This is a genomic window from Mesorhizobium sp. Root695 (assembly GCF_001428185.1).
Classification (GTDB): Bacteria; Pseudomonadota; Alphaproteobacteria; order Rhizobiales; family Rhizobiaceae; genus Mesorhizobium.
On record NZ_LMHO01000042.1, the window covers coordinates 255,597 to 281,172 of the forward strand.

Consider the following 25,576-nt stretch of genomic DNA (forward strand, 5'->3'; position numbering starts at 1 on the left):
ATCCGCCATTTAGGGCGGGTCGAGCACAAACGAATTCACCACACGCTCAACCTTGTCTGCCAATGGCGCCCATCTCTGCGCCACCTCTTCGGCGCTTCCGGCTATCAACGAGCAATTGACGTAACCGTAACGCGCGCCCCGAATTGAAAACGCAATCCTGGAATGGCCGTGCAGGCTGACAGTCTCATAGCTAACCGTGTAGTCCAAATCGGCAACGCGCACAGGGTAGCCGTCCGGAAACCTTGCAAGCCTGTCATTGCTGAAATCGGCAGTGCTGAACGATTTGCCCATCATCGTCTTCCAGGTGTCCATCGACCAGCCCTCGATGAACTTACGCGGATCGGATGGCGAACCCGGTGCGAACGGGTTGTAAAGCGAGCTAGATACCATGCAGGTAAGGCCCTGATTGTCGGGTTTTATGGTCAGCCGCAGCGCTTCGTCGGAAGACCGCTCGTTGAACCAACCCTCGGGAAAAGTCAGCGAAAACCCGATATCCTGATCATGGATCGTTTTGTCGGCGGCGTTGGCCACCGAGGCGGCGGACACCAATCCAACAATCGCGAGGAGAAGGCAGATGCGCATCGCTGGTACTCGCAAATGCCCGGCGAGGGTGGCGCCTTCCAGGCAGGTTGTGCCGACACGACAATAGCTCAGGCGGATCAGCAACGCCGCCTTTTCCTTGCCACAGAACCGGCCAACGTGTCATCAGGCATGCTGCGCCGGCCTGAGCGGGGTCGCCGACGGCGCCCGCCCCTCAGGCACGGCGCGGCACTTCATTTCGGTGCCCTACGACCATGGCCATGCGCTGGAAGATTATTTCGTTGAGCTGGTCGACGCCGCCCACCATATCCACATCGTCAATCCCTACCTCAACCTGACGCCCAAGCTTGCCCAGGCTGTCGACCGGGCGCTCACCCGCGGCATCAGGATCGACATTGTCGGCCGCATCGATCTCAAGGGCGATATCGGCGGCAGGTTCCTCACGGCGCTCAACGAGCTGTTCGTCGAAAAATATGGCGACCGCATCACCATCCGCGAGTTCAAGGCGCCGGATGTCGTGCTGCATTCCAAGATCATGATGATCGACGAAAGGCTGGTGGCCATCTCGTCGGTCAATCTCAAACAACCGCAGCTTCTTCCACGATTCGGAGAACGGCATGATGGTGCTGGACCCGGCCTTCTACGCCAGAATGAAGCCGATCTATGACGACTATGTCGCCCACTCAAACCCGGTCGCCGCCAATGTGACGATCCCGTGGCCTATCGGCTGCTGTTCGACGAGGATTGGGTCAGGCAAGCGTTCTGACCAACGCACGCCCTATCGCAGATAGCGCTCCTGCGCGAGGTCGCGGACATCGATGTCCGGCACCCGGCTGGAGATGATGTCGGCCAGCACCTTGCCCGAGCCGCAAGCCATGGTCCAGCCAAGCGTGCCGTGGCCGGTGTTGAGATAGAGATTGGAAAGCTCGGTGCGGCCGATCAGCGGCGGACCATCCGGCGTCATCGGCCGCAGCCCGCACCAGAACGTCGCGTCCCGCATCGCGCCGGCGCCCGGAAAAAGATCGCCGACCGAGTGTTCCAGCGTGCGGCGCCGCGATTCATGCAGCCGCAGGTCGAAGCCGGAAATCTCTGCCGTGCCGCCAACCCGGATGCGGTTCCCGAGCCGGGTGATCGCCACCTTGTAGGTCTCGTCCATCACCGTCGACACGGGTGCCGCGGCGGCGTCCTTGATCGGCACGGTGATCGAATAGCCCTTGACCGGATAGACCGGGATCGGCCGTTTCACCCGTCGCATGAACCCTGCCGAATAACTCCCCAGCGCCATCACATAGGCGTCGGCGGCTTTCCAACCCTTGCTGGTGCTCAGATTGGTAATGCGGTTGCGGCTGCGGATGATACGCCAGATCGTCACGTCGTATTCGAACTTGACGCCGCGCGCCACACAGAGTTCGGCCAGCCTGTCGGTGAACATCTTGCAGTCGCCGGTCTCGTCGTGCGGCAGCCTAAGGCCGCCGACGAACTTTTCGCGCACCCCGGCCAGGCCCGGCTCCGCCGCGATGCAGCCGTCCTGATCGAGGATCTCGTAAGGCACACCATACTTCTTCAGCACCTCGACATCGCCACCGGTGCCGTCGAGCTGCTTTTGCGTGCGGAACAGTTGCAGTGTGCCCTGCGTCCGCTCGTCATAGGCGATGCCGGTCGCCTCGCGCAGCGCCTTCAGCCTGTCACGGCTGTATTCTGCCAGCGGCACCATGCGCGCCTTGTTGATGGCGTAGCGCTCGGCCGTGCAGTTGCGCAGCATCTTGATGAGCCATGTCCACATATGCGGATCGAAGGCCGGCCGCACCACAAGCGGGCCATGCTTCATCAGCAGCCATTTGATCGCCTTCAGTGGAATGCCGGGCCCGGCCCATGGCGAGGCGTAGCCGGGCGATATCTCGCCGGCATTGGCGAAGCTGGTTTCCAGCGCCGGGCCTTTCTGGCGGTCGAGAACCGTCACCTCGTGGCCGGCCTCGGCAAGAAAGTACGCCGTGGTCACCCCGATGACGCCACCGCCCAGCACCATGATCTTCATCGTTCACTCCTTGCCGCCGCGCGTCCTTCAGGACGCCTTGGCCGCGACCGCATTTCCGATTTGCGCATGATCCTCGGCGAAAATCGATGCCGATTTCGAGATCATGCACTGTTGCCGTTTACGCCGCCGTGGGACCGGGGTCGTCATCCCCCTCTGTCTGCCGCATTCCGGCGCTCTCGCCAAGAGGCCGCCAATCGGCCGCGGCGCTGTAGACGAGGGCGAGCCCATGCGGTCGTCGTCCCTCGGCCTGGGATTTCTCCCTGATGGCCCGCTGCGCGGCCTCCGGCTGGTAGAGCACGGCCGCGATCAGGATCGACTCCCGTCTGCCGTCGGCCTGTTCGATCAATGCCGTCTGGCCCTCGGCCATGCCGAGCATGCAGAGCCCCCGCCGCGTTACGATCGACAGGCTGGAGCCGACCGGTCCGCGCACCTCGTTCTGCACCAGGGTTCGGGTCTCGGCAGCGCCGGCATCGATACGAAACACCACTCTGCTGTTTAGCGTCACGATATCGGCTTCGACCGAATCGATCGAAACGACTTCGGCTTTGGAGAGCTTGTCTGCAAGCATAGGAACGATCGGATCCGCGAAAGCCCGCCGACGCTCCAGCATCATCTCGAGGACGGCGAAGTCCTTCGTCGTCAGCCAGCAATTCGTGCCTGTCATCACCGCCTCCATGATCAGGACCGCTCCCGGCCATAGGCGAGCGTGCCGACGGCCTCAACGATCAACGACAGTTCCCGGCCGCCACGACTGCTCCAGCGCACTGTCTCCCCGACCGATGCACCGATAAGCGCCGTCCCCATCGGCGTCAGCACCGAGATCCTGTTTTCGCTGATGTCGGCAGCGCCAGGATAGACCAAGGTGATGCGCTGGGTATCCCCGCCATCGTTGCGGATTGTCACGGTGGAACCCATCCGCACCACGTTGGCCGGCATGGAAGCCGCCGCCGTGACGACGGCCCGGTCCATCTCCGAAAGCAGCTCTTCGGCCGTCTCGGGCACGCGGTCGAGCGACGCCCGCGCCAGGCCCGTCAGCCTGTCATGGTCGGCATCGCTGACCAAAAGCCGGCTCGGTGGACGCAATCCCGTTGCATGTTGCATGGCAAACCTCATGAATTGGCACATCGAACAGATGCGCGCCTGTCGCCGTACTGACGGCGGCTTGATGAAGCCGGCAGCCACGAGGGGCTGTCTGGCTTGAGAATGATGATGTCAGGTAGAAATGCCCCGGTTCGGACGGGCGCCAAAAGGCGACCGCGCCGGGGCTACGATCCCGCGATCGGGCAGACCCTGAACAAGGTTCTGATATGGGCGAGGTTGCTCATGCCCGAAGCCTTGCCGACAGGCGTCCGCTTGTCAAGCGCGGCCAAACCGCTCAACCGCCGACATACCGCCGATGGAAGCGCGGGCCGAGGCTGGTCAGGATCTCGTAGCCGATGGTGCCGGCATGGCCGGCAGCGTCATCGACGCTTTGTGAGGGACCGAGCAGTTCGACGAGATCACCCTCGCGGAGCTTGCCGGGCGGCAAGGCGGAGATGTCGAGAATGATCGAATCCATCGACACCCGCCCGAGGAAGGGCAGGCGCGCGCCCTCGAACCAGGCCGCGGACGCCGCGCGTCGATGCCAGCCATCGGCATAGCCCAGCGAGATCGTCGCGGCAGCGAGCGGAGCCGTCGTGTGGAATGTGTGGCCGTAGCCGACACCGGCGCCGGCCTCCAGCATGCGTGTCTGAACGACCTTGGCCTCCAGCCGTACCACCGGCAGCATCGGGTTCGGCCTGGCCGGTGTCGGATTGATGCCGTAGAGGGCGGCGCCGGGGCGGGCGAGATCGTAGTGGAAGCGTGCCCCAAGAAAGATGCCGGACGAATTGGTGAGCGAGGCCGGCGCCTCCAGCAACATCTCGCGCAGCCGCTCGAATGCCAGTTGCTGCCGCTCATTGGCCGGATGCTCCGGCTCGTCGGCGCAGGCCAGATGGCTCATCACCAAGCGTATGTCGATGCCGTCGAAGGCATGCGGATCAACGGCAATGCGCTCTACATCCCCGGGCGCCATGCCGAGCCGCGACATACCGCTGTCGACCTGGATCGCAGCCGGCAGTTTTCGGCCGGCGCACCGGGCCGCCTCACGCCAGGCCGCCAATTGCCCCACGCTGTTGATGACGGCGCAAAGGTCTGCCGCCACGGCGTCCGGCTCGGCGCCAGGTGGAATGCCGTTTAACACGAAAATGGCAGGGCCCGGCCCGATCGAGCGGCGCAAGGCGACGCCTTCGCCCAGAAGCGCAACGAAGAAGGTATCGCAACCTTCGCGCAGCAGCGCCGCCGCGACCTGGCCGGCGCCAACGCCGTAGCCGTCCGCCTTGAGCACACCAGCGCAGCGAACATTGCCCAACCGCGCTTTCAGCCGCCGGTAGTTTTCACGGATCGCACCGAGATCGACGGTGAGGATAGCACCAGCCGCCACTTCACTTGTGGCGGTGACCTCTTCGGGCAGCGACCTTTTGGGGGCGTCGTTCATGGCGACCCTTCTTGTGGCGGATGAACTGGTCAGTAGTCAGTAGAAATTGGCACAGATCGCATCGGAACATTCACTCCCTACTCCCGCTTATTGCACCAGATGCCGGAACGCCGCCACCACGTCCTCATAGACATGGCGCTTGAACGGCACGATCAGGTCGGGCAGATCCTGCATCGGCCGCCATGCCCATTCGTCGAACTCGGCGGTGTGGCCGCCCGGCGGCGGGTTGATCTGGATCTCGCTGACATCGCCGTGGAAGCGAAAGGCGAACCATTTCTGCGTCTGGCCGCGATACCGCCCCTTGAAGGCAATGCCGACGAGGTGGTCCGGCAAATCATAGTTGATCCAGTTGGGCGCCTCGGCCAGCAGCGAGACGCCGCGCATGCCGGTCTCTTCATAGAGCTCGCGCTCGGCCGCCTGCAACGGCTCCTCGCCCTTGTCGATGCCGCCCTGCGGCATCTGCCAAAGCTGCGTCGTGCCGGCAAATTCGCTGTCCGGTTCGGCAATGCGATGACCGACCCAGACCAGGCCTTCGGCATTGAGGATCACCAGCCCTACACAGGGCCGATAGGGCAGCGCCTCGCGATCAGTCTTTTTTGGCATCAGTCTGTCTTCCCAGCCGTTTTCCGATGGCTAGCCTTTTTGCGGATCGATGGCCACCGCCGAAATCGGCACGATCTCGATGCCGCGCTTCTTGGCCTCGGCCACCCAGGACGCCACCGTGTCGACCGTCAGGTCGAAGGCCGAGCCAATGCCGACGGCAGTGCCTTTGGCCCGCGCGGTCGCTTCGAGACTGTCCAGTTTCTTCAGGATTTCGCCGCGATCCTGCACGGCGTCGATCGCCGTGTCGCCGGAGACGAAGGGCACGCCATCCTTCAGCGCCAGGTCCGGCGCCAGGCTGCGCGCCGACGAGCCGTCATCGATATAAGCGAGGCCGCGTTTGCCGAGCTCGGCCATGAACGGTTCCATCGCCGCCGCGTCGGCGGAAAAGCGGGCGCCCATGTAGTTCATGACGCCGGTATAATTCGTCGTCCGCGACAGCGCCCAGTGCAGGTTCTTCAGGTTCTCGTCCGCGCTCGCCGCCACCGTCAACGTGTTGCGGCCAGGGTTGACTTTCGGGTAGTCGAACGGCTCGAGCGGCACCTGCATGACGATCTCATGCCCGCTTTGCCTGGCTGCCTGCATCCAGCGGCCAATGCTGTTGCCTTGCGGCGCGAAGGCCAGCGTCACTTCCGCCGGCAGCTTGGCGATGGCCGCCTGTGTGCCTGTCTGCGAAACCGAAAGCCCGCCGATGACGATCGCCACGCGCGCGCCGCGCCCGCCCGACCAGGGCCGCGCGTAAACGTCGAACGGCCGCCTTCCATCCGCGGCGCGCACGGGCAATGGCCCGGTTTCACTGGCTTCGATCAGCGCCTTGTCGGGAATATGCGCGATCTTCAGGTTCTGGCCGATGGTCGAGGGGTCGCGAATGACGATCGCTGCCCTGGGCGGGCCATCGCCCTCTTCCGTCTGCACATGGATGATCTGCGGCCCACCTGTTTTGGCCGGTGCTTCCGGCTTTGGCGCCGCCACCGGGCCCAAAGCCGGCGGCGCGGCGGCAGTCTCGGCTGCCGCTGTCACTTTCGGTGTTGAAATGGCAACCTCTTGCGGCTTTCGAAACGGCCTTTCCCTGAGCGCGATCGCGCCGGAGACGCCGACCACCGCCAGCACAACCACGGTCGCCATGATCGCACCGCCGCTGACCTTGCCGCCGGCGCGCGGCGACCGGACAGCCTGTCCGAGCGGGCGTTCGATGTCCTTGCCGATATCAGCCAAGCCTAATCCCCGGCGCATGGGTCCGAAGCCGAAACCGCTTCGAAAAGACCTGCGCGAATTCATCGATCCTGGCGCACCCCTGGCGCCCTGTTTTGAGGGCTTCGCCTTGCCCCCGAATCAAACTGCCGGAACCTTTCGGTCCCGGCAGCATCGCATTGCTTCCATCAGGCGGCCAGACCTGTTGTCGGTCGCAACCCTTACTGGTTGAGAACGGCCTTTTGCGGATTGGGCGGGAAGGACGGATCAGTCTTCTGGCCGCGCAGCAGCTGCTCGGCATAGATGAGCTGCAGGTCGTCCTTCGGATCCGGCGGCACATAGGCCGCCGACCCCGAACCGGTCGTGCTCTCGTCGGCGCCCTTGATATGGCCCTTGAGGTCGGATTCACCGCGCGTCAGGTCCCTGCCCTGCAGTTCCGGCGGCAGCGGCTGGTCGACCTTGATGTCGGGCGTGATGCCCTTGCCCTGGATCGACTTGCCGGACGGCGTGTAATAGAGCGCCGTCGTCAGCCGCAATGCACCATTCTCACCGAGCGGAATGATGGTCTGCACCGAACCCTTGCCGAAGGACTGTGTGCCGACCACCGTGACACGGCGCAAATCCTGCAGCGCGCCGGCGACGATTTCGGATGCACTGGCCGAGCCGCCATTGACCAGAACGATCATCGGCTTGCCGTTGATGTCGTCAACCTGCTTGGGCTTGGCGTCGAACCGGGTGACGTCCTTGGGATCGCGGCCGCGCGTCGAGACGATCTCGCCGCGATTGAGGAAGGCATCGGACACGCTCACCGCCTGGTCGAGCAGACCACCCGGATTGAGGCGCAGATCGAGAACGTAGCCCTTGAGCTTGTCGTCCGGCACCTGCTTCTTGATGGTGTCGATGGCGTTCTCGAGGTCGTCATAGGTTTTTTCGGTGAAGGAGGTGATCTTCATGTAACCGATGTCGTTCTCGACCCGGAACTTGACCGCCTTGACCTTGATGATGTCGCGCACGACCGTCAGTTCGATCGGCTTGTCGGCGCCCTGGCGCAGGATGGTGAGCTTGATCGGCGTGTTGACCAGGCCGCGCATCTTGTCGACCGCGTCGTTGAGGGTCAGGCCGCGAACCTCCTCGCCGTCGATCTTGGCGATATAGTCGCCGGCCAGCACACCTGCCTTGGCGGCCGGCGTGTCGTCGATGGGCGTGATCACCTTGACCAGGTCGTTCTCCATGGTGACCTCGATGCCGAGGCCGCCGAACTCGCCCTTGGTCTGGACGCGCATATCCTGCGCCTGCTCGGCGTTCATGTAGGAGGAGTGCGGATCAAGCGAGGCAAGCATGCCGTTGATGGCGTTCTCGACCAGCGACTTGTCGTCTGGCGGTGTCACATATTGTGCCCGCACCCGCTCGAAGATATCGCCGAAGATCGCCAGTTGCTTGTAGGTCTCCGACCCTGCAGCGTTCGCCGCCGAGCCGGGTGTGCCATAGACAAGGCTCATGGCGGACGCGCCCATCAGCGCACCGGCAAACAGAAGCGACAGTTTCCGCATTATTCACGTCCTTCCAGAAAAACGGTCCGCCCACCATGGGGCCGGATCGACGGGTTTTCCATCCTTGCGGAACTCGACATAGAGTTCCGGCGTGGCATTTCCATTCTTCGAAGCCGAGGTGCTCGCCACCCGGGCCTCTCCCATCGCTCCGATCGGCTCTCCTGCGAGCACTGACTGACCGGTCGCGACGCTGATTCTGCTCATCCCCGCCAAAACGACATGATAGCCGTCGCCTGCGTTAAGGATCAAGAGTTGACCATAAGAGCGAAACGGCCCCGCATAAAGCACATTCCCATCCGCCGGCGCGGTGACGATGGCTCCCGATTGTGTCGCAACCATGTCGCCAAGCATCACCGCGCCGTTACCGTCATCGGCGCCGAATCGCCGCTTGATGCGGCCGGTCACCGGCAGCGCGATCTGTCCCTGCAGCGCCGAAAAGGGTGCCGCGGCGGCAAGTTGGTTCCCTTCCGGCACCGGCAACGACGCCAGTTCCGCTGGGGCCGATGTCTTGTCGCCGTCCGCGGCGGCCTTGGCGGCATCGGCAGCCTTGCGGCTCTTGTCGGCCTGCGCTTCGAGCGAGGCGATCAATTCCTTTAGGCTGCCGGCCTTGGCCGCCAGCGCCTCGGATCGCTGCTTTTCAGCGGCCATTTGCGTTTGCGTGTCGGCTTCGAGCTTCTGCTTGGCCTCCAGTAGCATGCCGAGTCGCTTCTTTTCCGCCGCCTGGTCGCCGACCGCCGCCGTCAGCCGCGCCCGTTCGGCCTCGATCGAGGCCGTGACCCGCGACTGCTCCTTGAGATCGGCGAGCAGGGTATCTGTCTGCTGACGCAGTTCCGGCACCACGGCACCGAGCAGGATGGCGCTGCGCACCGACGACAGCGCGTCCTCCGGCTTGACCAGGATCGCCGGCGGCGGGTTCAGCCCCATGCGTTGCAGCGCGCCCAGCACTTCAGCCAGCACGTCGCGCCGCGCCACCAGCGAGGCGCGTATCTTCTGTTCCTGGCCCTTCAGCCCTTCCAGCTTGGCGCCGATGTCCTCGATGTCCTGGCCGAGCTTCTGCTCGGTCATCGCCGACTGGATCAATGCGGCGGTGATCGAAGCGTGATCCTTCTTGATCGTCGCGATATCGGCGGAGAGCTTGGCCAACCGTTCGGACGACAGCGTGATCTCCTTCGAGACCCGTTCGTATTCGGCGCGGCTCTGGTCCGGATCGGGAGCCATATCGAGCGTGTTTTCGGCCCGCCCCGCATGCAGCGACAGCATAAGCAGCGCCGCCGCGATACCGCAACGCGCGCGCCATGAGCCCGTTCTCGATTTCCAGCCTTCAGACATCCAGCGTCGACTCTATCTGCGGCTTCGTTAACGAACCATCAACCATGTTTGAAAGGCCCGTTCCCGAATGCATGTCGCCCAGAAGAGGTCCCGATTCTGGAAAACGACAGGCATAAGACCAAAGGTCCAATCTGGCGCGGCATTGGGGCGGAAATCCGGGCAGGTCGCACCAATTCACAGGTTTACGAACGATGGTAGGGATGTCCCGAAAGGATGGTGGCCGCCCGATAGAGCTGCTCTCCCAGCATCACGCGCACCAGCTGGTGCGGCCAGGTCAGCAATCCGAACGACATCACCAGTTCGGCCTGATCGCGCAGCGACTGATCGTGGCCGTCGGCGCCGCCGATGGCGATGACCAGCGCCTTGCGGCCACCGTCACGCAACAGGCCGAGGCGCCCGGCGAAATCTTCCGAGGAAAAGCTTTTGCCGCGTTCGTCGAGCAGGATCAGCGCGGTGCCGGCTTGCAACTGCATCTGCAGTTTCTGGCCTTCCTCGCGCCGGCGCTCGCTTGCGGTCTGGGCGCGCCCCTCGGCAATCTCGGCAATGCCGGCAAATTCGAGCCCCACTGCCGGGCCGCTCTTGGCGAAGCGCTCGAAATAACGGTCGGCGAGCAGCTTCTCGGGGCCGGCTTTCATCCGGCCCACGGCATGAACTGATATCTTCATCCTCGCCCCTGTAAAGCCGCTAATGCATGTCACCAAAAATGGAACCGATCGTGGGCAACGACATGCATCAAAAGAAAGGCGGCTTAGTGAAGGGTCTCTTCCTCGAGATCCGGCGCCTGCCACATCTTTTCAAGATTGTAGAATTCGCGGACTTCAGGGCGGAAGACATGGACGATGATGTCGCCCGAATCGATAAGAACCCAGTCGGCGCCTGCCAACCCCTCAACGCGCGCCATGCCGAGCCCGGCATCCTTGAGCGCTTTGAGAAGATGATCGGCGACAGCCGCGACGTGACGGTGCGATCGGCCCGAAGCGACGACCATGTAGTCGCCGAGGCTCGATTTCCCCTGGATGTCGATTGAGACAATATTCTCGGCCTTGGAGTCTTCCAGACTGGCAAGGACTGTCTTGATGGCGCGGGACACGGCGTCGTCTACGCTGATCCTGGCCGGCGAAGGCATGATATCGGCCTTCTTCCGCAGTGCTGTTCTCAGTGTATTTCCTTTCGCAGCAAGAACAACCAAATCACCCCCAAAAGCAGGTGACACCACTTAGATAGGCAGAGTTCCCTGACAGTTTCAAGACGGGACCCTGCCTCGCACGAACGTATTCTCGGTTCTGTGGTTCCGCCGCACGCTGGAAAAGATCGGAACCCATGTCGCCTGCATGGGTTATCGGCTCACCGACCGACCGGAATTTTTGTCATGGCGATCGACCCGCAAAACGCCCTCCTCACCGTCCGGGCCGGCCTCGCGCAGTTGAGCACGCTGATCGTTTCCTACTCTTTCTCGGCCATCGGTGCCGTCATCCTCTTGGTTGTCGGCTACATCATCGCCGGCCTTGCCGAGCGTTCGATCTTCGCTGGCCTCGGCCATATCCATGGTTTCGACGCGACGTTGCGGCATTTCTTCTCCAAGATCGTCCGCTACGCCATCCTGATCCTCGTCACCATCATGGTGCTCGGCCAATTCGGCGTGCAGACGGCGTCGATCATCGCCGCAATCGGCGCCATTGGCCTTGCCATCGGCCTGGCGCTGCAAGGCACGCTGCAGAACATTGCCGCCGGTGTCATGCTTCTGGCGCTGCGGCCATTTCGCATCGGCGAGTCCGTCGAGGTCGGTTCGATTGCCGGCTCGATCGAGGAGATCGGCCTGTTCGCGACCAAGCTCAGGAGCGCCGACCGCGTCTACATCCTGGCGCCCAATTCGACGCTGTGGAACCAGCCGGTGCGCAACTTCTCGCGCAACGGCGTGCGCCGCAGCGACATCGCGCTCAACATCGGGTCATGGAACGACATCGACCGCGCCCAGAAGACTTTGCTTGCCATTGCCGCCGCCGAGCGGCGGCTGAAGCGTGAGCCGGGACCGATCGCTTTCGTCGCGACTTGGGGCGAAAGCACCGTTTCAATTGCCTTGTGCTACTGGACATCGTCGGCGGATTTCTTCGCCACCCAGACCGATCTCACCAAGCACGCCAAGCAGGAATTCGACTCGGAAGACATCTCCATCCCATTGCCGCCGCCGGAAGCGCCGCAACCGGAAGCCCGCCGGCAATAATCAGCTGGCTCTGTGCCGGTCCTGCTCGTCCGGCGCGAAAGCAAGCTCCACCGGCAGCGGCGCCTGCGCCGTCATCGGTGCGAAACTGCCGGTTTCCGCGGCAGGAACAGCCTGCGTCGTGAACACGCGCAGAAGTACGAACAGGCAGAAGGCTGCGGCGATGAGGATCGCCACATAGATGAACGCCTGCGTGCCAAAGACGGCCGAAAGCGCCGTTACGATGCCGGGCACGACGAAGCCCGACAGCGACCAGGCAAACAGCAGCGAACTGGACAGCGCCACCATGTCGTCCTTGCCGGCACGATCGGCGGCATGCGCGCTGGCCAGCGAATAGATCGATTCCGAGGCGCCGTCCCACACGATATAGATGACCACCAGCGCCGCCAGCGCGCCGCCGTCGAAACCGAGCGCAAACAGGCCGGCGACCATGGCGAGCGCGGATGCGGCGATCAGCACATAGCGGCGGTCGGTGCGGTCGGAAATCCAGCCAAGCGGGATCTGCAGGATCAGCGTGCCGACCGGCATCGCCGAAAGCAGCAGCGCCACGTCAGCCTGGCTGTAGCCCTTGGCCGTGGCGTGGATCGGCGCGAAACCCGCAATCGACATCGACAGGCCGCCAACCGCCAGCATACCGGCAACCCCGACCGGCGAAATCCGCCAGGCCCGGCGCAGCGCCACCGAGGCCGCCTGCGGTGCCGGCGGCTGGGCCAGCCGCGTCATCCCCACGGGAAGGATCGACAGCGCCGTGAAGACGATACCGATCAGCGGCGCATCCGCCGTCCTGATGTCGACCAGCGCCAGCGTCGCGTAGCCGACGCCGAGCCCGGCGACATAAGCAACGTAGAAGAACGCCATCACCCGGCCGCGAATGGCATTGGCAACGGCATCGTTGAGCCAGCTCTGCGCAACGATGAACAGGCCCACGATAGCAAAGCCGTAGAGTGAGCGGGCGGCGATCCACAGCAGCGGATGGACTCCTGCGCCGACAGCGGCATTGGCCAGCGCGATCAGCGCCGACAGCACCATGAACGCGCGGGCATGGCCAACCCTTCGCACCAGCGGGCCGGTCAGAATGCAGCCGGCGAGGCCGCCGGCCGAAAGTCCGGTGATGATCAGCCCGGCCCAGGTCGGATCAAAACCCTCGGCGCCGAGCCGCACCGGGATATAGGCAAACATCAGCCCGTTGCCGACGGCGATCAGCGCCATCGACACGATGACGCTGGCAATCGCGATCAGCGGCGTAGGCTCGGCTTCGCCGCGGTTTTTCCTGGGAATCGACATGCCTGCTCAGGATTGCCCATGAAACGGGCAAAGGGAGCGATAAAAGCGACATGGCCAGGCGAGTGGGCTCACCCCTTTGCCAGCTTGCGGATCGCGCTCGACGACAGCGACGAACGCGGGCCGTGGATGAAAGTCCAGGCCGGCGCCTTCATGCGGGCAAGCCGCGGCGCATCGCCCTCGTCGACGCGGGCATAGTCGAAGGTCTTGGCGACGACCGACGACAGGAACGACAGCGTCGCGCCCGGACGGTCGATGACGGCGATCGGGAAGGTCATGACGATCTCGCGCCAGCGCTGCCAGTGATGGAAATCGCGCAAACTATCCGCACCCATGATCCAGACGAAGTCGACACCGGGATTGCGCGTCTTGACCAGCGCCAGCGCGTCGGCAGTGTAGCGGACGTGGTGGGCCGCCTCGAAGGCGGTGACCTTGATCTTCGGGTTCTTGGCGATCTGCTCGGACAGGTGCAGCCGCTCGCTGAGCGGCGCCAATTCCCTGGTGCTCTTCAGCGGATTGCCCGGCGTCACCATCCACCACAGTTGATCAAGCGCCAGGCGTCGCAGCGCAATCTCGGCAACCAGCGCGTGGCCGGCATGCGGCGGATTGAACGAGCCGCCGAACAGACCAACGGCCAGCCCTTTCTCGGCATGTGGCATCTTCAGGTAACGGGAGGGTACCGCCGGTTCGGAAGATGCCAGCATGGCCTCAGGCTCTAACGACGAACGGCTTCAAGGCCTCACCTGTCCCGATCCGCGCACGCGGTATTTGAACGAAGTCAGTTGCTCGACGCCGACCGGTCCGCGCGCATGCATCTTGCCGGTGGCGATGCCGATCTCGGCGCCCATGCCGAACTCGCCGCCATCGGCGAACTGCGTCGAGGCGTTGTGCAGCAGGATCGCCGAATCGATCTCGTTGAAGAACCGCTCGACCGCATGCGCATCCTCGGCGACGATCGCCTCGGTGTGATGCGAGGAAAACGTCTCGATGTGTTCGATCGCACCACCGACACCATCGACCAGCTTCACCGCGATGATGGCATCGAGATATTCGGTCACCCAGTCGGCATCGGTCGCCGGCCTGGCGTCGAAAAACACTTTCAGCACTTCGGCATCGGCATGGATTTCGCAGCCATCGGCGCGAAGTGCGTCCAGGATCGGCACCAGATGCGTGGAGGCAACCGCCCGGTCGACCAGCAGCGTCTCGGCGGCGCCGCAGACGCCGGTGCGCCGCATCTTGGCGTTGACCGCAATCCGCACCGCCATGTCGAGATCGGCCGAGCGGTCGATGTAGAGATGGCAGATGCCTTCGAGATGCGCGAAGACCGGCACCCGCGCCTCGTTCTGCACCCGCCCGACAAGGCTTTTGCCACCGCGTGGGATGATGACGTCGAGCGTACCGCTTAAGCCCTTCAGCATCTCGCCGACGGCAGCGCGATCGGTGGTCGGCACCAGCTGGATGGCGTCTCCCGGCAGGCCGGTTTCCTGCAGCCCTTCGACCAGGCAGGCATGGATGGCGGCCGAAGAATTGAGCGAATCCGAGCCGCCGCGCAGGATCACCGGATTGCCGGCCTTGAGGCACAGCGCGCCGGCATCGGCCGTGACGTTCGGACGGCTCTCATAGATGACGCCGACGACGCCAAGCGGCGTGCGCACGCGCTCGATATGCAGGCCGTTTGGCCTGTCCCATTGCGCGATGACATCGCCGACCGGATCGCGCAGCGCGGCGATCTCCCTGATGCCTTCGGCCATGGCACGGATGCGCACCGGATCGAGCTTCAGCCGGTCCATCAAGGAGGCGGAAAGACCGGATTCCTGACCATTCGAGACGTCGATGGCGTTGGCGTCGAGGATGTCCCGCTCACGCGCGACGATCGCCTTGGCCATGGCGAGGAGTGCGGCGTTCTTGGCGGCGGTCGTGGCAATGGCCAGCGGCCGGGCGGCAGCGCGGGCGCGGCGGCCGATATCGGCCATCGTTGCCACGGTGTCATCCCCGGATTTTTCATGCAGTTTCAGCATGGCTCATCCTCCGCTGGTTGCTTGGTCACCCGCCCCTACTTGGTCGCTGGCCCGTACTTGATCGCTGGAATGACTCACCACAAGGTCGTCGCGGTGGATCATCGCCGAACGCGCCTCGTAGCCAAGCACGGTTTCGATCTCGGCCGTCTTCAGGCCTGCGATCCTTACGGCATCGGCGGCATCATAGGCAACCAGCCCGCGCGCGATCTCGCGGCCCTCGGGCGACAGGATCGCCACCGTGTCGCCGCGCGAGAAATTGCCGCTGACCAGCTTGACGCCGGCCGGCAGCAGCGACTTGCCCGATAGAAGCGCACCAATGGCGCCGGCATCGACCGTCAGCCGGCCGGCAGGTTCGAGCTGGCCCGCGATCCAGGTCTTGTAGCCCTTGACCGGGTTGCTGCTCGGCCGAAAGAAGGTAGCGCGTTCGCCGCGTTCGATCGCCATCAGCGGCGACAGCCGCGTGCCCGACGTGATGATCATCGCGGTGCCGGCAGCGGTGGCGATCTTGCCGGCATCGAGCTTGGTGCGCATGCCGCCGCGCGAAAGTTCCGAAGCAGCGGCGCCCGCCATCGCCTCGATATCAGGCGTGATCCGATCGACCACCGGAATGAACTTTGCATCAGGGTCCCGCGCCGGCGGCGCCGTGTAGAGCCCGTCAATGTCGGAGAGCAGCACCAAAAGGTCGGCGCCCATCATGGTGGCGACGCGCGCCGCCAGCCGGTCATTGTCGCCATAGCGGATTTCCGAAGTCGCCACCGTGTCGTTCTCGTTGATGACCGGCACCGCCTTCATCTTGAGCAGCGTCGAGATCGTCGCCCGCGCATTGAGGTAGCGTCGGCGCTCCTCCGTGTCGCCGAGCGTCAGCAGGATCTGGCCCGATTTCAGGCTGCCCTTGCCGAGCGCATCCGACCAGGCCCCGGCCAATGCGATCTGCCCGACGGCTGCCGCGGCCTGGCTCTCCTCGAGCTTCAAGGCCCGCTTGCCGAGGCCAAGGATGGTGCGGCCAAGTGCGATGGCGCCGGACGAGACGACGAGGATCTCAGCGCCGCCCTGGGCCAGCACGGCAATGTCGTCGGCGAGCGAGGCCAGCCAGTCGCGGTTCAGGCCCGTCGTGCGGTCGACAAGCAGCGCCGAGCCGATCTTGACGGTAATGCGCCGATATTTTTTCAGCGACTGCATCGTCCTATCTGTCCCAGCGTGTCTCGACCGGCGCCGCGATCTGCGCCCGCGCCTCGGCCACGACAGACATCAGCGCCCGCAGCACCGCCTCGACGCCTTCGCCGGTGACCGCCGACAACAGCATCGGCGCGCGTCCGGCGGCGCGCTTCAGCGAGGCGGCCTTCTTCTTGCGTTGATCGGCATCGAGCGTGTCGACCTGGGAAAGTGCCACGATCTCGACCTTGTCGGTCAGGCCGTGGCCATAGGCCTCGAGTTCGGCGCGCACGGTCTTGTACGCCTTGCCCGGATTTTCCTCCTGCGCCGAAACCAGATGCAGCAGCACGCGCGTGCGCTCGACATGGCCAAGGAAGCGGTCGCCGATGCCGACGCCCTCATGCGCGCCTTCGATGAGGCCCGGAATGTCGGCGATGACGAATTCGCGCGCGTCGATGCGGGCAACGCCGAGACCGGGATGCAGCGTCGTGAACGGATAATCGGCGATCTTCGGCTTGGCCGCGGTGACGGCGGCGAGGAATGTCGACTTGCCGGCATTGGGCAGCCCGACCAGCCCGGCATCTGCAATCAGCTTCAGCCGCAGCCAGATGTTGAGCTCTTCGCCTGGCAGGCCGGGGTTGGCGCGACGCGGCGCCTGGTTGGTCGAGGTCTTGAAATGCTGGTTGCCGAAGCCGCCATTGCCGCCCTTGGCCAGGAGAAAGCGCTGGCCGACCACGGTCAGGTCGCAGATCAGCGTCTCGTTGTCTTCTTGGAATACCTGCGTTCCCGCCGGCACTTTCAGCGTGACATCGGCGCCCTTGGCGCCGGTCATGTTGCGGCCCATGCCGTGGACGCCCGTCTTGGCCTTGAAATGCTGCTGGTAGCGATAGTCGATCAGCGTGTTCAGCCCGTCGACCGCCTCCAGCCAGACATCGCCGCCACGACCTCCATCGCCGCCGTCCGGCCCGCCGAACTCGATGAATTTTTCGCGCCGGAACGACACCGAACCGGCGCCGCCGTCACCGGAGCGTATGTAGACCTTGGCCTGATCGAGAAATTTCATGGGATTGTACAGTTTCTACTAGTGGCCTTGCGGCATTGCTCTAAACCTTGGGCTTTGCTCTAAACCAAGGCGCGGCGAAGGGCGAGGCCGTTTTATGACAATGGCCCTTTGAGATTGGCCGGAAAGATGCCGGAATGAAGCTTGTAACCTACAACATCCAGTACGGCATCGGTCTCGACGGACAGTATGATGTCGGGCGCATCACCGACGCCGTGCGCGGCGCCGACGTGGTCGCTCTGCAGGAGGTGACCCGCAACAATCCCAGGAACGGCGGCCGCGACATGGTCGCCGAGATCGGCGAGGCGCTGCCCGATTATTTCGCCGTCTATGGCAGCAATTTCGAAGCCAATATTGGCTCCCAGGTCGAGAACGGCCGCGCCATCACGAAAACCTTCCAGCTCGGCAACATGGTGCTGTCGAAGACCCCCATTCTTCTGTCGCGCAACCTGCTTTTGCCGCGCAGCCGCAGCTTCGAGATGATGAACTTCCAGCGTGGCGCGCTGGAAGCGCTGATCGAGACGCCGCTTGGTTTCATCCGCTTCTATTCCATCCATCTCGATCACCGCAGCCCTGTCGAGCGCGCCAGCCAGATCCAGTTCCTGCGTCAACGCATGCTGAACTATGCGCTCGAAGGCGGCGCGCTGTCCGGCGTCGCCGAGATCGGCCTGCCGGAATTGCCGCATCCCGAAGCCTTTGTCGGCATGGGCGATTTCAACATGCTGGCCGGATCGCCCGAATATGTCGAACTCGCCGGCCGGCCGGACCACGAATTTGGCATGCCGCTGACCGCCGACTTTGCCGTCGATGCCGCCTTGCGCCTGAACGCCGCCGGCGACGATCTCGTCAGTTGGGTTGATCCCAAGCAACCCACTGACCCCAACCGCCACAAGCGCATCGACTACATCTTCACCAGCGCTTCGCTTGCCAAATCCCTGCAGCGCCTGTGGGTCGACCGAAAGGCAGTCGGTTCGGATCACCTGCCGGTCTGGGTCGAAATGGGTTGATGGCCAGTCATCCGACGGCGTTTTCACGTTCGACGATCGCCATCATGATCGCATCGCGATATTCCCCGTCGATATGGACGGCGTCACGCTGCACGCCCTCCCTGACAAACCCGACCTTGTCGTAGAGAGAGATGGCGCGAGCATTGTCGGAATGCACGGAAAGCTCGACGCGGACAAAGCCGGTCTTGCGTGCTTGCGCCAAAGTCGCATTGATGAGCCGCAGTCCGAGGCCACGCCCCCGATAGGAAGGAATGATCCCCATTCCGAGGGTGCCGCGATGAGCATGGATGAGCCGATCATGGCGTGAGATGTCGCACCAGCCGACGACCTCGCCACGAACAACGGCCACGAACCCCGGATCGCCTCTACCGATACGGTCCATTGCGAAACTTCGCGTTTGATCCAGCGGTGGCACCTCGAGGAAGGACAAGTACTTTCGCTCACGCGCTACGACATCGAGCGCGCGATGAAAGCTTTCGACATCCGCAGGCGTCATCGGCGCGATCGCGGCCGTTTCAATATCGCTGCTGTCGACCATTGGCCTGACCGTCGTCATCCATCAAAAATGCACCCAGTTCCGCAAGCTGGTCCACGTCTTCCTGTCGAGCCGGTAGCGCTCGACCGGCACCTGGCCGGCGACGATCGAGTTCAGCATGCCCTGGCCGGCATACTGGAACCCACATTTGTGGATGACGCGGCGCGAGGCCGGATTGATGACCCGCGTCGAGGCATGCAGCACCTGGATCGACGTCCTCTGGAAGGCGAGATCGACCAGCGCATGGGCTGCTTCGGTCGCATAGCCCTTCTTCCAGTAGGGCTCGCCGATCCAATAGCCGAGCTCCAGCCCGCGATCGGTGGTGTTGAGACCCGCGCAACCGACGAAAGTGTCGGTGCCGGCCAGCGTCAGGGCATAGGCGATGCCTGCGTGGCGCGACTTGGTCATGGCGAGGAAGGCACGCGCCTCGGCCTCACCATAGGGGTGCGGCATGCGTGCCAGCATTTCAGCGATATGGCGGTTGTCGGCTAGCTCGACCAGTTGCGCTATATCCCCTTCGTGGGGCGCCCGCATCACCAGCCGCTCGGTGACCAGCTCCGGGCAGTCTATCGCGTAACTTTCGTCTTCTGAGTCTTCCGCTTCGGCAACCATTTGAAGTCCTCCAGGCACAAGAAAAAGGGGAGATGGAAACCCATCTCCCCTGATCCTTTTCCTGGCTTTGCCAGACACCGGTTCCCGAGATGGGCGCCGGTGTTCTAGTGCGGAACCGGCTACTCCGCGGCTTTGGTAATCGGGTTGACCGATACGTAGGTTCGGCCGTTGGCTTTTTTGTTGAACGTCACGGCGCCGGTCTCAAGCGCAAAAAGGGTATGATCCGTGCCCATGCCGACATTGACGCCGGGATGCCACGTGGTGCCGCGTTGACGAATGATGATGTTGCCCGGGATGACGGCTTCGCCGCCGAACTTCTTCACGCCCAGACGCTTGGAATGCGAGTCGCGACCGTTGCGCGACGAGCCGCCAGCTTTCTTGTGTGCCATCTAACTAACTCCGTTGCGCCGCAAGGCGCCTAAAAGGCCTTATGAACGCGTTCGCGTTCCGTTTCAAGTCCGATCCGGCGACCCAATCGCCAGAAAAATTACTTCGCCGCCAATTCCTTGGCCTGCTCGCGCCAGTCCTTGATCTGGTCGGCGCTGAAGGGCATGTGCTCGTCGATCTTGGCGACATCCTTGTCGGTCAGCTTGGCGAGCTGGGCGAAGGTGATGATGCCCTGCTCGTTGAGATCCTTGGCTGCGACCGGGCCGATGCCCTTGATTACGGTCAGGTCGTCTGGCTCGCCCTTGGGCGCCTTGAACAGCGGCGCTGCCGCGGTCTCGGCTGCCTTTGTCTCGGCTGCCTTGGCCTTGGGCTCCTTCTTCGGCGCGGCTTCCGCCTTCGCTTCGGTGGCGGCCTCCGCCTTGGCTTCCTTCTTAGGTGCCTTGACCGCTGCCGTCTTTGTCGGCTTGGCGCCCCCCAGCAGGATCTCGGAGATCCGCACGGTGGTCAAAAGCTGGCGATGGCCGATCTTGCGGCGCGAATTCTGCCGACGGCGCTTCTTGAAGGCGATGACGGTGCGGTTCTTGCCCTGCTCGACGACTTCGGCGGTGACCACCGCGCCGTCGACGAACGGCGCGCCGAACGTGACATTCTCGCCCTCGCCATGCGCGAGAACATGGCCGATCTCGACCATATCGCCGACATTGGCTTCGACTTTTTCGATCTTCAGGAGATCGTTGGCGGCAACGCGATACTGCTTGCCACCCGTTTTAATGACTGCGAACATTTTTTGCCTTTCGCTGTTCGGTCGGCCTTGATGAACCGCCTCTGGCGGTTCAGCCGTCTTTTTGTCAGTCTGCGGGTTCAAAAAACAAGCGGCGCGGAAGAACCCTCCACGCCGATTGCGCGCTGTCCCTAGCCGAAGGTTGGATGCGAGTCAAGGCAAACAGCCGCGCCATTGCCGAGACTGTCATTGCCGGGCACGGCCCAGCCGTGTCGACATGCCCGGAGCATTGCCGCCTTCTGGCACGACGATGCGTGACCGGTCGGCAATTTGCCTGCGTCTGCCTGCACCAGACCCGCCATGAATCCGCCGCTTGCCGGGCAGGCCAAATAACTCACGGATTTGGCCTTGTAACCTGCCCGTTCAGCCGTTATCTAGTGCGCCGCGCCGGCAACGGCCGACCATGACCGCGGAGAGGTGGCAGAGTGGTCGAATGCACCGCACTCGAAATGCGGCATGGGTGCAAGCCCATCGGGGGTTCGAATCCCTCCCTCTCCGCCACGCGCCTTCTAAGCACCTGAAATTGCTCAACCCATTGAGCTTAAAGGATTTGTAACCGCCCAACTGGTACACAAAGGCGGTACACATGGTCCTTAGAATGAATCGCCCTCACAAGCGCCCTGACTCCACTGTCATCTACTTCCGCAAACGTGTGCCGGCTGACCTTCAGGAGGTCGTTGGCAAAAAGGTGGAAAAGATCAGCCTGCAGACGCGCGATCCGGCCTCCGCGAAGGTCGCGCATGCAAGAATTGCTGCGGAGATCGAGGCGCGCTGGGCGCAGCTACGGCGCGGCGTCATCACCGTCAGCCAGAAACAGGCTGTCGCCATGGCCGGCGAAATTTATCGCGAACTGGTTGCGGCCCACGAGGACAATCCCGGCAAGCCCACAGACTGGGTGACCAAGCTCATGATGGACTGGGCCTTCCTGAAACCCGAGAAGGTTCGCGTTTTCAAGATGGGGATGGCACCCGAAAAGACCGAAGAGTTTCTTGAAAAAATGCGGATGAACCGCAACGGGCAGATCGTGCAGGCTTATCTGGACCGGAAGGGTTATCGCGTCGATCACGAAAGCCTTGTTCGTATCAAGCAAGCCGCCAACGCGGCGATCTTGCAAGGAAGGGAACAGATCATGAGGAATGCCGGCGGCGATTACAGGGCGGACCCGGAGGCGACACGGTTCCCCTCGTTGGAAATGAGCTGCCAAGCCACCGCAAGTGGCGAACCTTTGCTCGGGCAACGTTCGCCGCTCGATGTGTTCGACATGTATGCAAAGGAGTCGAAGCTCTCCCACGGAACCATCAAAAGATGGCGTCCCATCATGGCCAGGATTCAAGAAGAACATCCGCGCTTGTCCGACATCACGCGCGAATGGTGCCTCACATGGAAAGCCCGTCTGGTCGAATCCGATCTGGACAACAACACCATAAAGGACGCCTATCTCGCGTCGCTTCGATCGCTCTGCAACTGGGCAGTGTCGAACGGAGAGATGGTCAGCAATCCCCTCGACGGTATTTCCATCAAGGGTTCCAAGAAAAAGAAAACGCGGCAGCAGGGCTTCAAGGATTCTGAAGCCAAAATCATTCTGGAAGCTACCCTCGACACCTTTCCGAGCACGTTTTCCGCGCAACATGCCGCCGCGCGCAGATGGGTTCCGTGGCTCTGTGCATATCTTGGGGCTCGCGTTGGGGAAGTCGGCCAGCTACGGGGCGCCGACATCAAGCAGGACGAGGGTGTTTGGCTCGTATGGATCACGCCCGATGCCGGCTCGACCAAGGACGAAAACGCGCGCTATGTCGCGATCCATCCGCACCTCATTGAGCAGGGCTTTCTAAGCTTTGTCGAGAAATCGGGCTCCGGTCCGCTGTTCTATGATCCCCGGCGACGACGTGGCGGTTCAGACGCGAATCCACAATCCAAAAAGATCGGTGAGCGGATTGCAAAATGGGTTCGGGAGCTCGGCGTCGACGACCCTGACATCCTTCCCAACCACGCATGGCGACACCGCTTCAAGACGGTGGCCAGGAAAGTGAAGATGGACGTGGGCACCCGTGATTATATGCAGGGGCACATTCCGGCTACGGAAGGCGAAGCCTACGGTGATTTCCCTCCGGACGTGCTGCTGCATGAGATTTCGAAGCTGCCAAGATTCGAAATCGGCCTGGCGGACCAGCCACAAAGCGAGCCCACCGAGCACGACGAAGTGAGGATCTCAGCATGACGCGGTTCCTTGCCGCCGGAGCAAGCTTTTTGAAGTGATCCAACGAAGGTCGCACCTGATGGATTTGGCGTTGCCCAGGACTTGACCACAAGAATGACCAACCGCCGTATGATTGTCAGGAATTCTGGATCCAGCCGGCCATCCATAAGCTGCCGGACGGATGATACATCGTTAGTTGCCGGAACGGCGGCGCATGCGCGTCTGCTCGCTTGGACCATCATTGAACGGTCCATGCCGGCGGCGTATGTAACCCCGCGTCTTTGCCGACAGCAAGGACCTCTGTTCAGGCATCCGGAGATCTCGCCGAAAAAGTCCGGGAATCGATATGGCCATGGTCTGATGACGGTAAGCTGAACGGCATTGCACGGCCGACTTAAGGATCAAATACCGGACGAACGCTCATGTAGTGGCGTGTGAAGTGATAAACCAAGATGCTGTTCCAGTCGCCGGATCGGGGTTTCTGAGAGCTGATGTGGTTCAAGTGTCTGGCGATCTCTGCACACGTGGTGTGGCCGAGGTCAGGTAGCGCCAGAATATGCTCAACGTTCTCTCGTACAAAAGCATGGCCCGTTCTGGAGCTCTCGCCTATGCGCAATGCGAGCCGATGTTCTATGAGAAACGGTGTCGCCGGAGGACGGTCCTCCTCGACGGCTATCCTGCTGATATTCGCGCGTCGCCTCGGAGCGGCCGGCTCTCGGGAGGAAGCCGACCCGCGGGATTGTCCTGGTGGCCTCGCAGTCTTTGAAACTCGCTTTTCGCGCGCGCTGCCACGCACGAAGATCCAGAAATCCGCAACCTTCGTCCCCAAGCGACCAAGGAATCTGTTGATGCCTTTGTACAACTCTTCCTCTTCCGGCTATCAAGGCTGCTGCTGTCCGATTCCACTCACCCATCTATCATTGAGAAACAATGGCCATTGCAACGCCTAACAACTCATATTCTCCCGCCTCAATCAACTTCCTGGCTGAAGAGATATTTTCCACTGCCCAAGAAACCATCTTTGATTCTTCATTCGGCACGTCGTAGGCTTTCCGGAGGCGTTCATCCTCAGTTATCCACTCGCTGTACTCGTCCGAGTTGGCAATGTTTTCGTCTTCGTTACGACGCGCGCTGTGTGTCATCGATATTGTCATGAATGCGCGTTCGACGGCGTCCGATGCCGTGTCATATGCTAATCGGAAATCTCTATCCGTCTTTGACAATTCCTCCGAGCCTTTCGCCAGTTCAGAGAATTTTCTGATCAGAAGGTAATCGATGCTCTCGCGGAGAAGGTTTGCAGTCCAGAATAAACGCCCATGTCTTCCTTTTGGGCGAGTCCGAGATGCATTCTGCGGCTTCACAAGGGCTGAGAGGTACACTTCCTCTTTCTCTCTATTCATGTTCATCGACGAAAAGGCCAGCATGGAACTGTCCTTCCTTTTCTGCTCCGCTTTCCGTGCGTCCCATGCGTCGACGGCTGGCTTGTTATTAAGCAGCCAGCGCCTGCCCGCCCGACCGGAAGATATCTCAATTATGAGGTCAAATTCGTTTAGTGAGAAGAAACCGCCATGCACATACTTGATCATTTCTCCCTGCGGTATCCGTAAAAGCCCGGTGTACCAGTGCGCGAAACGTGGCTTCGTTGCGAAGGAAAGCATCTCCTCTATCGGAATCCTCTCCGCTGGACTGCGAGCTACGAACCCGTTGTCTTCCGGAATCGATGCACCGTTGAAACTCTCGCTCGCCTCATAAATGCCTGCAGGACCCTCTGGCAGAGCGTCGAGACGATCTATGAGTACTTGATGGCTTCGAATTCTTCCCACGTCTTGGTCAAACGTCTGGGCACGCGGATTGGCCTCCGGCAACCTATACTCTCCGTCCAATTTCGTGAGCCAAAGTTGATCATTTTCGATCTTCCACGAAGCAACGTACCCACGCCAGTTAGCAGAGTTGCCGGGCACGAACTCTGGGCTCTGTAGAGAAAGTCGGAAGAGGACCTCCAAGGGGAGCACCTCAAGCGGAAATGACCGGCCATCCAATTCAATTCTGTCAGACACTTGAGCGGTCATGTTAGTCTCCCGGACATAGCGCCGATGGCCAGCGACCGGGCCGCCAATTGCCCGTCACGCCAAAACTGAACATGTCGCTTCGCGGCGACGCCTTGCCGCCCGCGAACAATTCGGGGGCGATGGATCCTGGCGTCCCGCAGGTCAGGCGACCGTCAGCGGATTTCAGCCATTGCAGTTGCGATATCCGTTTGGCCGCGCGCAAATCTCCCGAGGACGCATGTTCGACGAGATAGACCTTGTATCTACACGAGAGAGATTTCGTGGGATTAGAGCGATTGAGCCAAGGTCCGGGTGGCCGCCCGGACCTTGGCTTGGCGAAGTCGCCCGTACCACCTGAGGTTACAGCCGCGGGAGAGCTTGGGACCTTCGCCTTCATCACGCACGACCGAACAGTCGCTTGGTTCCAACCGTACGCACAAGGCAGGTTACCGTGAACAAGATTATTTGTGGAGTTGATGTTTCGAAAGATTGGCTGGACGCGCATGTCTGGCCGGGCGGA

Annotated in this window: 25 protein-coding genes and 1 tRNA gene; 5 read left to right on the forward strand and 21 right to left on the reverse strand. The window is 62.4% G+C overall.

The genetic code is table 11. The features are described from left to right. Positions 1-9 precede the first annotated feature (9 nt). Positions 10-666: a hypothetical protein gene (locus ASD99_RS26570; protein WP_244497914.1), complete on the reverse strand. Its 657-nt coding sequence runs from the start codon at positions 664-666 to the stop codon at positions 10-12. 115 nt (positions 667-781) lie between these two features. Between ASD99_RS26570 and ASD99_RS26575 the strand changes: the two genes are divergently transcribed. Continuing rightward, entirely contained in the window at positions 782-1,207 is a 426-nt protein-coding gene (locus tag ASD99_RS26575) for a phospholipase D-like domain-containing protein (protein WP_057145404.1), read from the forward strand. 111 nt (positions 1,208-1,318) lie between these two features. On the opposite strand, the gene ASD99_RS26580 is transcribed toward ASD99_RS26575, so the two are convergent. The 10 genes from ASD99_RS26580 to rsfS form a co-directional block, all read right to left on the reverse strand. Continuing rightward, a complete protein-coding gene (locus ASD99_RS26580; protein WP_056586264.1) occupies positions 1,319-2,575 on the reverse strand; it encodes a D-amino acid dehydrogenase in 1,257 nt (418 codons plus the stop codon). A gap of 118 nt (positions 2,576-2,693) precedes the next feature. Continuing rightward, entirely contained in the window at positions 2,694-3,239 is a 546-nt protein-coding gene (locus ASD99_RS26585; protein WP_056586851.1) for a hypothetical protein, read from the reverse strand. A 14-nt stretch (positions 3,240-3,253) separates the two neighbouring features. Next, positions 3,254-3,676, reverse strand: coding sequence for a nucleoside diphosphate kinase regulator (rnk, locus tag ASD99_RS26590; protein ID WP_056586261.1), 423 nt, complete (start codon positions 3,674-3,676; stop codon positions 3,254-3,256). Positions 3,677-3,950: 274 nt separating this feature from the next. Next, positions 3,951-5,090: an alanine racemase gene (gene alr, locus ASD99_RS26595; protein WP_056586258.1), complete on the reverse strand. Its 1,140-nt coding sequence runs from the start codon at positions 5,088-5,090 to the stop codon at positions 3,951-3,953. Positions 5,091-5,177: 87 nt separating this feature from the next. Next, positions 5,178-5,693, reverse strand: a complete 516-nt coding sequence (locus tag ASD99_RS26600; protein ID WP_056586254.1) for an RNA pyrophosphohydrolase — start codon at positions 5,691-5,693, stop codon at positions 5,178-5,180. 30 nt (positions 5,694-5,723) lie between these two features. Next, positions 5,724-6,905 (reverse strand): divergent polysaccharide deacetylase family protein, encoded by a 1,182-nt coding sequence (locus ASD99_RS26605; protein ID WP_056586848.1) that lies wholly within the window; start codon positions 6,903-6,905, stop codon positions 5,724-5,726. Between the two features lie 197 nt (positions 6,906-7,102). Continuing rightward, positions 7,103-8,434 carry a S41 family peptidase gene (locus ASD99_RS26610; RefSeq protein ID WP_056586250.1) on the reverse strand — a complete coding sequence of 444 codons (1,332 nt, stop codon included), beginning with the start codon at positions 8,432-8,434 and terminating at the stop codon, positions 7,103-7,105. Beyond that, positions 8,435-9,760, reverse strand: coding sequence for a murein hydrolase activator EnvC family protein (locus ASD99_RS26615; protein WP_056586246.1), 1,326 nt, complete (start codon positions 9,758-9,760; stop codon positions 8,435-8,437). Positions 9,761-9,942: 182 nt separating this feature from the next. Next, the gene (gene rlmH / locus ASD99_RS26620; protein WP_056586241.1) at positions 9,943-10,425 is read right to left on the reverse strand and encodes a 23S rRNA (pseudouridine(1915)-N(3))-methyltransferase RlmH; all 483 of its coding nucleotides are present in this window, start codon (positions 10,423-10,425) and stop codon (positions 9,943-9,945) included. A gap of 83 nt (positions 10,426-10,508) precedes the next feature. Then, a complete protein-coding gene (gene rsfS / locus ASD99_RS26625) occupies positions 10,509-10,886 on the reverse strand; it encodes a ribosome silencing factor (protein ID WP_056586238.1) in 378 nt (125 codons plus the stop codon). Between the two features lie 243 nt (positions 10,887-11,129). Here rsfS and ASD99_RS26630 point away from each other — a divergent pair, with 243 nt between their 5' ends. Then, the gene (locus ASD99_RS26630; RefSeq protein ID WP_057145405.1) at positions 11,130-11,981 is read left to right on the forward strand and encodes a mechanosensitive ion channel family protein; all 852 of its coding nucleotides are present in this window, start codon (positions 11,130-11,132) and stop codon (positions 11,979-11,981) included. Here ASD99_RS26630 and ASD99_RS26635 read toward each other — a convergent pair whose 3' ends face one another. The 5 genes from ASD99_RS26635 to obgE all read right to left on the reverse strand — a co-directional run bounded on the left by ASD99_RS26635 (position 11,982) and on the right by obgE (position 17,492). Next, positions 11,982-13,262: an MFS transporter gene (locus tag ASD99_RS26635; protein ID WP_057145406.1), complete on the reverse strand. Its 1,281-nt coding sequence runs from the start codon at positions 13,260-13,262 to the stop codon at positions 11,982-11,984. A gap of 68 nt (positions 13,263-13,330) precedes the next feature. Further along, positions 13,331-13,918 (reverse strand): nicotinate-nucleotide adenylyltransferase, encoded by a 588-nt coding sequence (locus ASD99_RS26640; protein WP_056586846.1) that lies wholly within the window; start codon positions 13,916-13,918, stop codon positions 13,331-13,333. Positions 13,919-13,990: 72 nt separating this feature from the next. After that, entirely contained in the window at positions 13,991-15,277 is a 1,287-nt protein-coding gene (locus ASD99_RS26645) for a glutamate-5-semialdehyde dehydrogenase (RefSeq protein ID WP_057145407.1), read from the reverse strand. Between the two features lie 3 nt (positions 15,278-15,280). Continuing rightward, on the reverse strand, positions 15,281-16,456 hold the full coding sequence (gene proB / locus ASD99_RS26650; RefSeq protein WP_057145408.1) for a glutamate 5-kinase: 1,176 nt from the start codon (positions 16,454-16,456) through the stop codon (positions 15,281-15,283). A 4-nt stretch (positions 16,457-16,460) separates the two neighbouring features. After that, complete coding sequence (gene obgE, locus ASD99_RS26655; protein ID WP_056586222.1) at positions 16,461-17,492, reverse strand: GTPase ObgE; 1,032 nt, start codon at positions 17,490-17,492, stop codon at positions 16,461-16,463. 134 nt (positions 17,493-17,626) lie between these two features. Between obgE and ASD99_RS26660 the strand changes: the two genes are divergently transcribed. Next, entirely contained in the window at positions 17,627-18,496 is an 870-nt protein-coding gene (locus ASD99_RS26660; RefSeq protein WP_057145409.1) for an endonuclease/exonuclease/phosphatase family protein, read from the forward strand. 7 nt (positions 18,497-18,503) lie between these two features. On the opposite strand, the gene ASD99_RS26665 is transcribed toward ASD99_RS26660, so the two are convergent. From ASD99_RS26665 to ASD99_RS26680, 4 genes are all read right to left on the reverse strand, one after another. Continuing rightward, positions 18,504-19,034 carry a GNAT family N-acetyltransferase gene (locus tag ASD99_RS26665; protein ID WP_056586216.1) on the reverse strand — a complete coding sequence of 177 codons (531 nt, stop codon included), beginning with the start codon at positions 19,032-19,034 and terminating at the stop codon, positions 18,504-18,506. A gap of 21 nt (positions 19,035-19,055) precedes the next feature. Then, positions 19,056-19,643: a GNAT family N-acetyltransferase gene (locus ASD99_RS26670; protein ID WP_056586213.1), complete on the reverse strand. Its 588-nt coding sequence runs from the start codon at positions 19,641-19,643 to the stop codon at positions 19,056-19,058. A 119-nt stretch (positions 19,644-19,762) separates the two neighbouring features. Then, positions 19,763-20,032 carry a 50S ribosomal protein L27 gene (gene rpmA, locus ASD99_RS26675; RefSeq protein WP_015315190.1) on the reverse strand — a complete coding sequence of 90 codons (270 nt, stop codon included), beginning with the start codon at positions 20,030-20,032 and terminating at the stop codon, positions 19,763-19,765. Positions 20,033-20,130: 98 nt separating this feature from the next. Then, a complete protein-coding gene (locus tag ASD99_RS26680) occupies positions 20,131-20,814 on the reverse strand; it encodes a 50S ribosomal protein L21 (RefSeq protein WP_056586210.1) in 684 nt (227 codons plus the stop codon). Between the two features lie 408 nt (positions 20,815-21,222). Here ASD99_RS26680 and ASD99_RS26685 point away from each other — a divergent pair. Continuing rightward, a tRNA-Ser gene (locus ASD99_RS26685) sits at positions 21,223-21,312 on the forward strand. An 85-nt stretch (positions 21,313-21,397) separates the two neighbouring features. After that, a complete protein-coding gene (locus ASD99_RS26690) occupies positions 21,398-23,029 on the forward strand; it encodes a DUF6538 domain-containing protein (RefSeq protein ID WP_156389085.1) in 1,632 nt (543 codons plus the stop codon). An 896-nt stretch (positions 23,030-23,925) separates the two neighbouring features. On the opposite strand, the gene ASD99_RS26695 is transcribed toward ASD99_RS26690, so the two are convergent. Continuing rightward, positions 23,926-25,077, reverse strand: coding sequence for a hypothetical protein (locus ASD99_RS26695; RefSeq protein ID WP_057145411.1), 1,152 nt, complete (start codon positions 25,075-25,077; stop codon positions 23,926-23,928). Positions 25,078-25,576 lie beyond the last annotated feature (499 nt).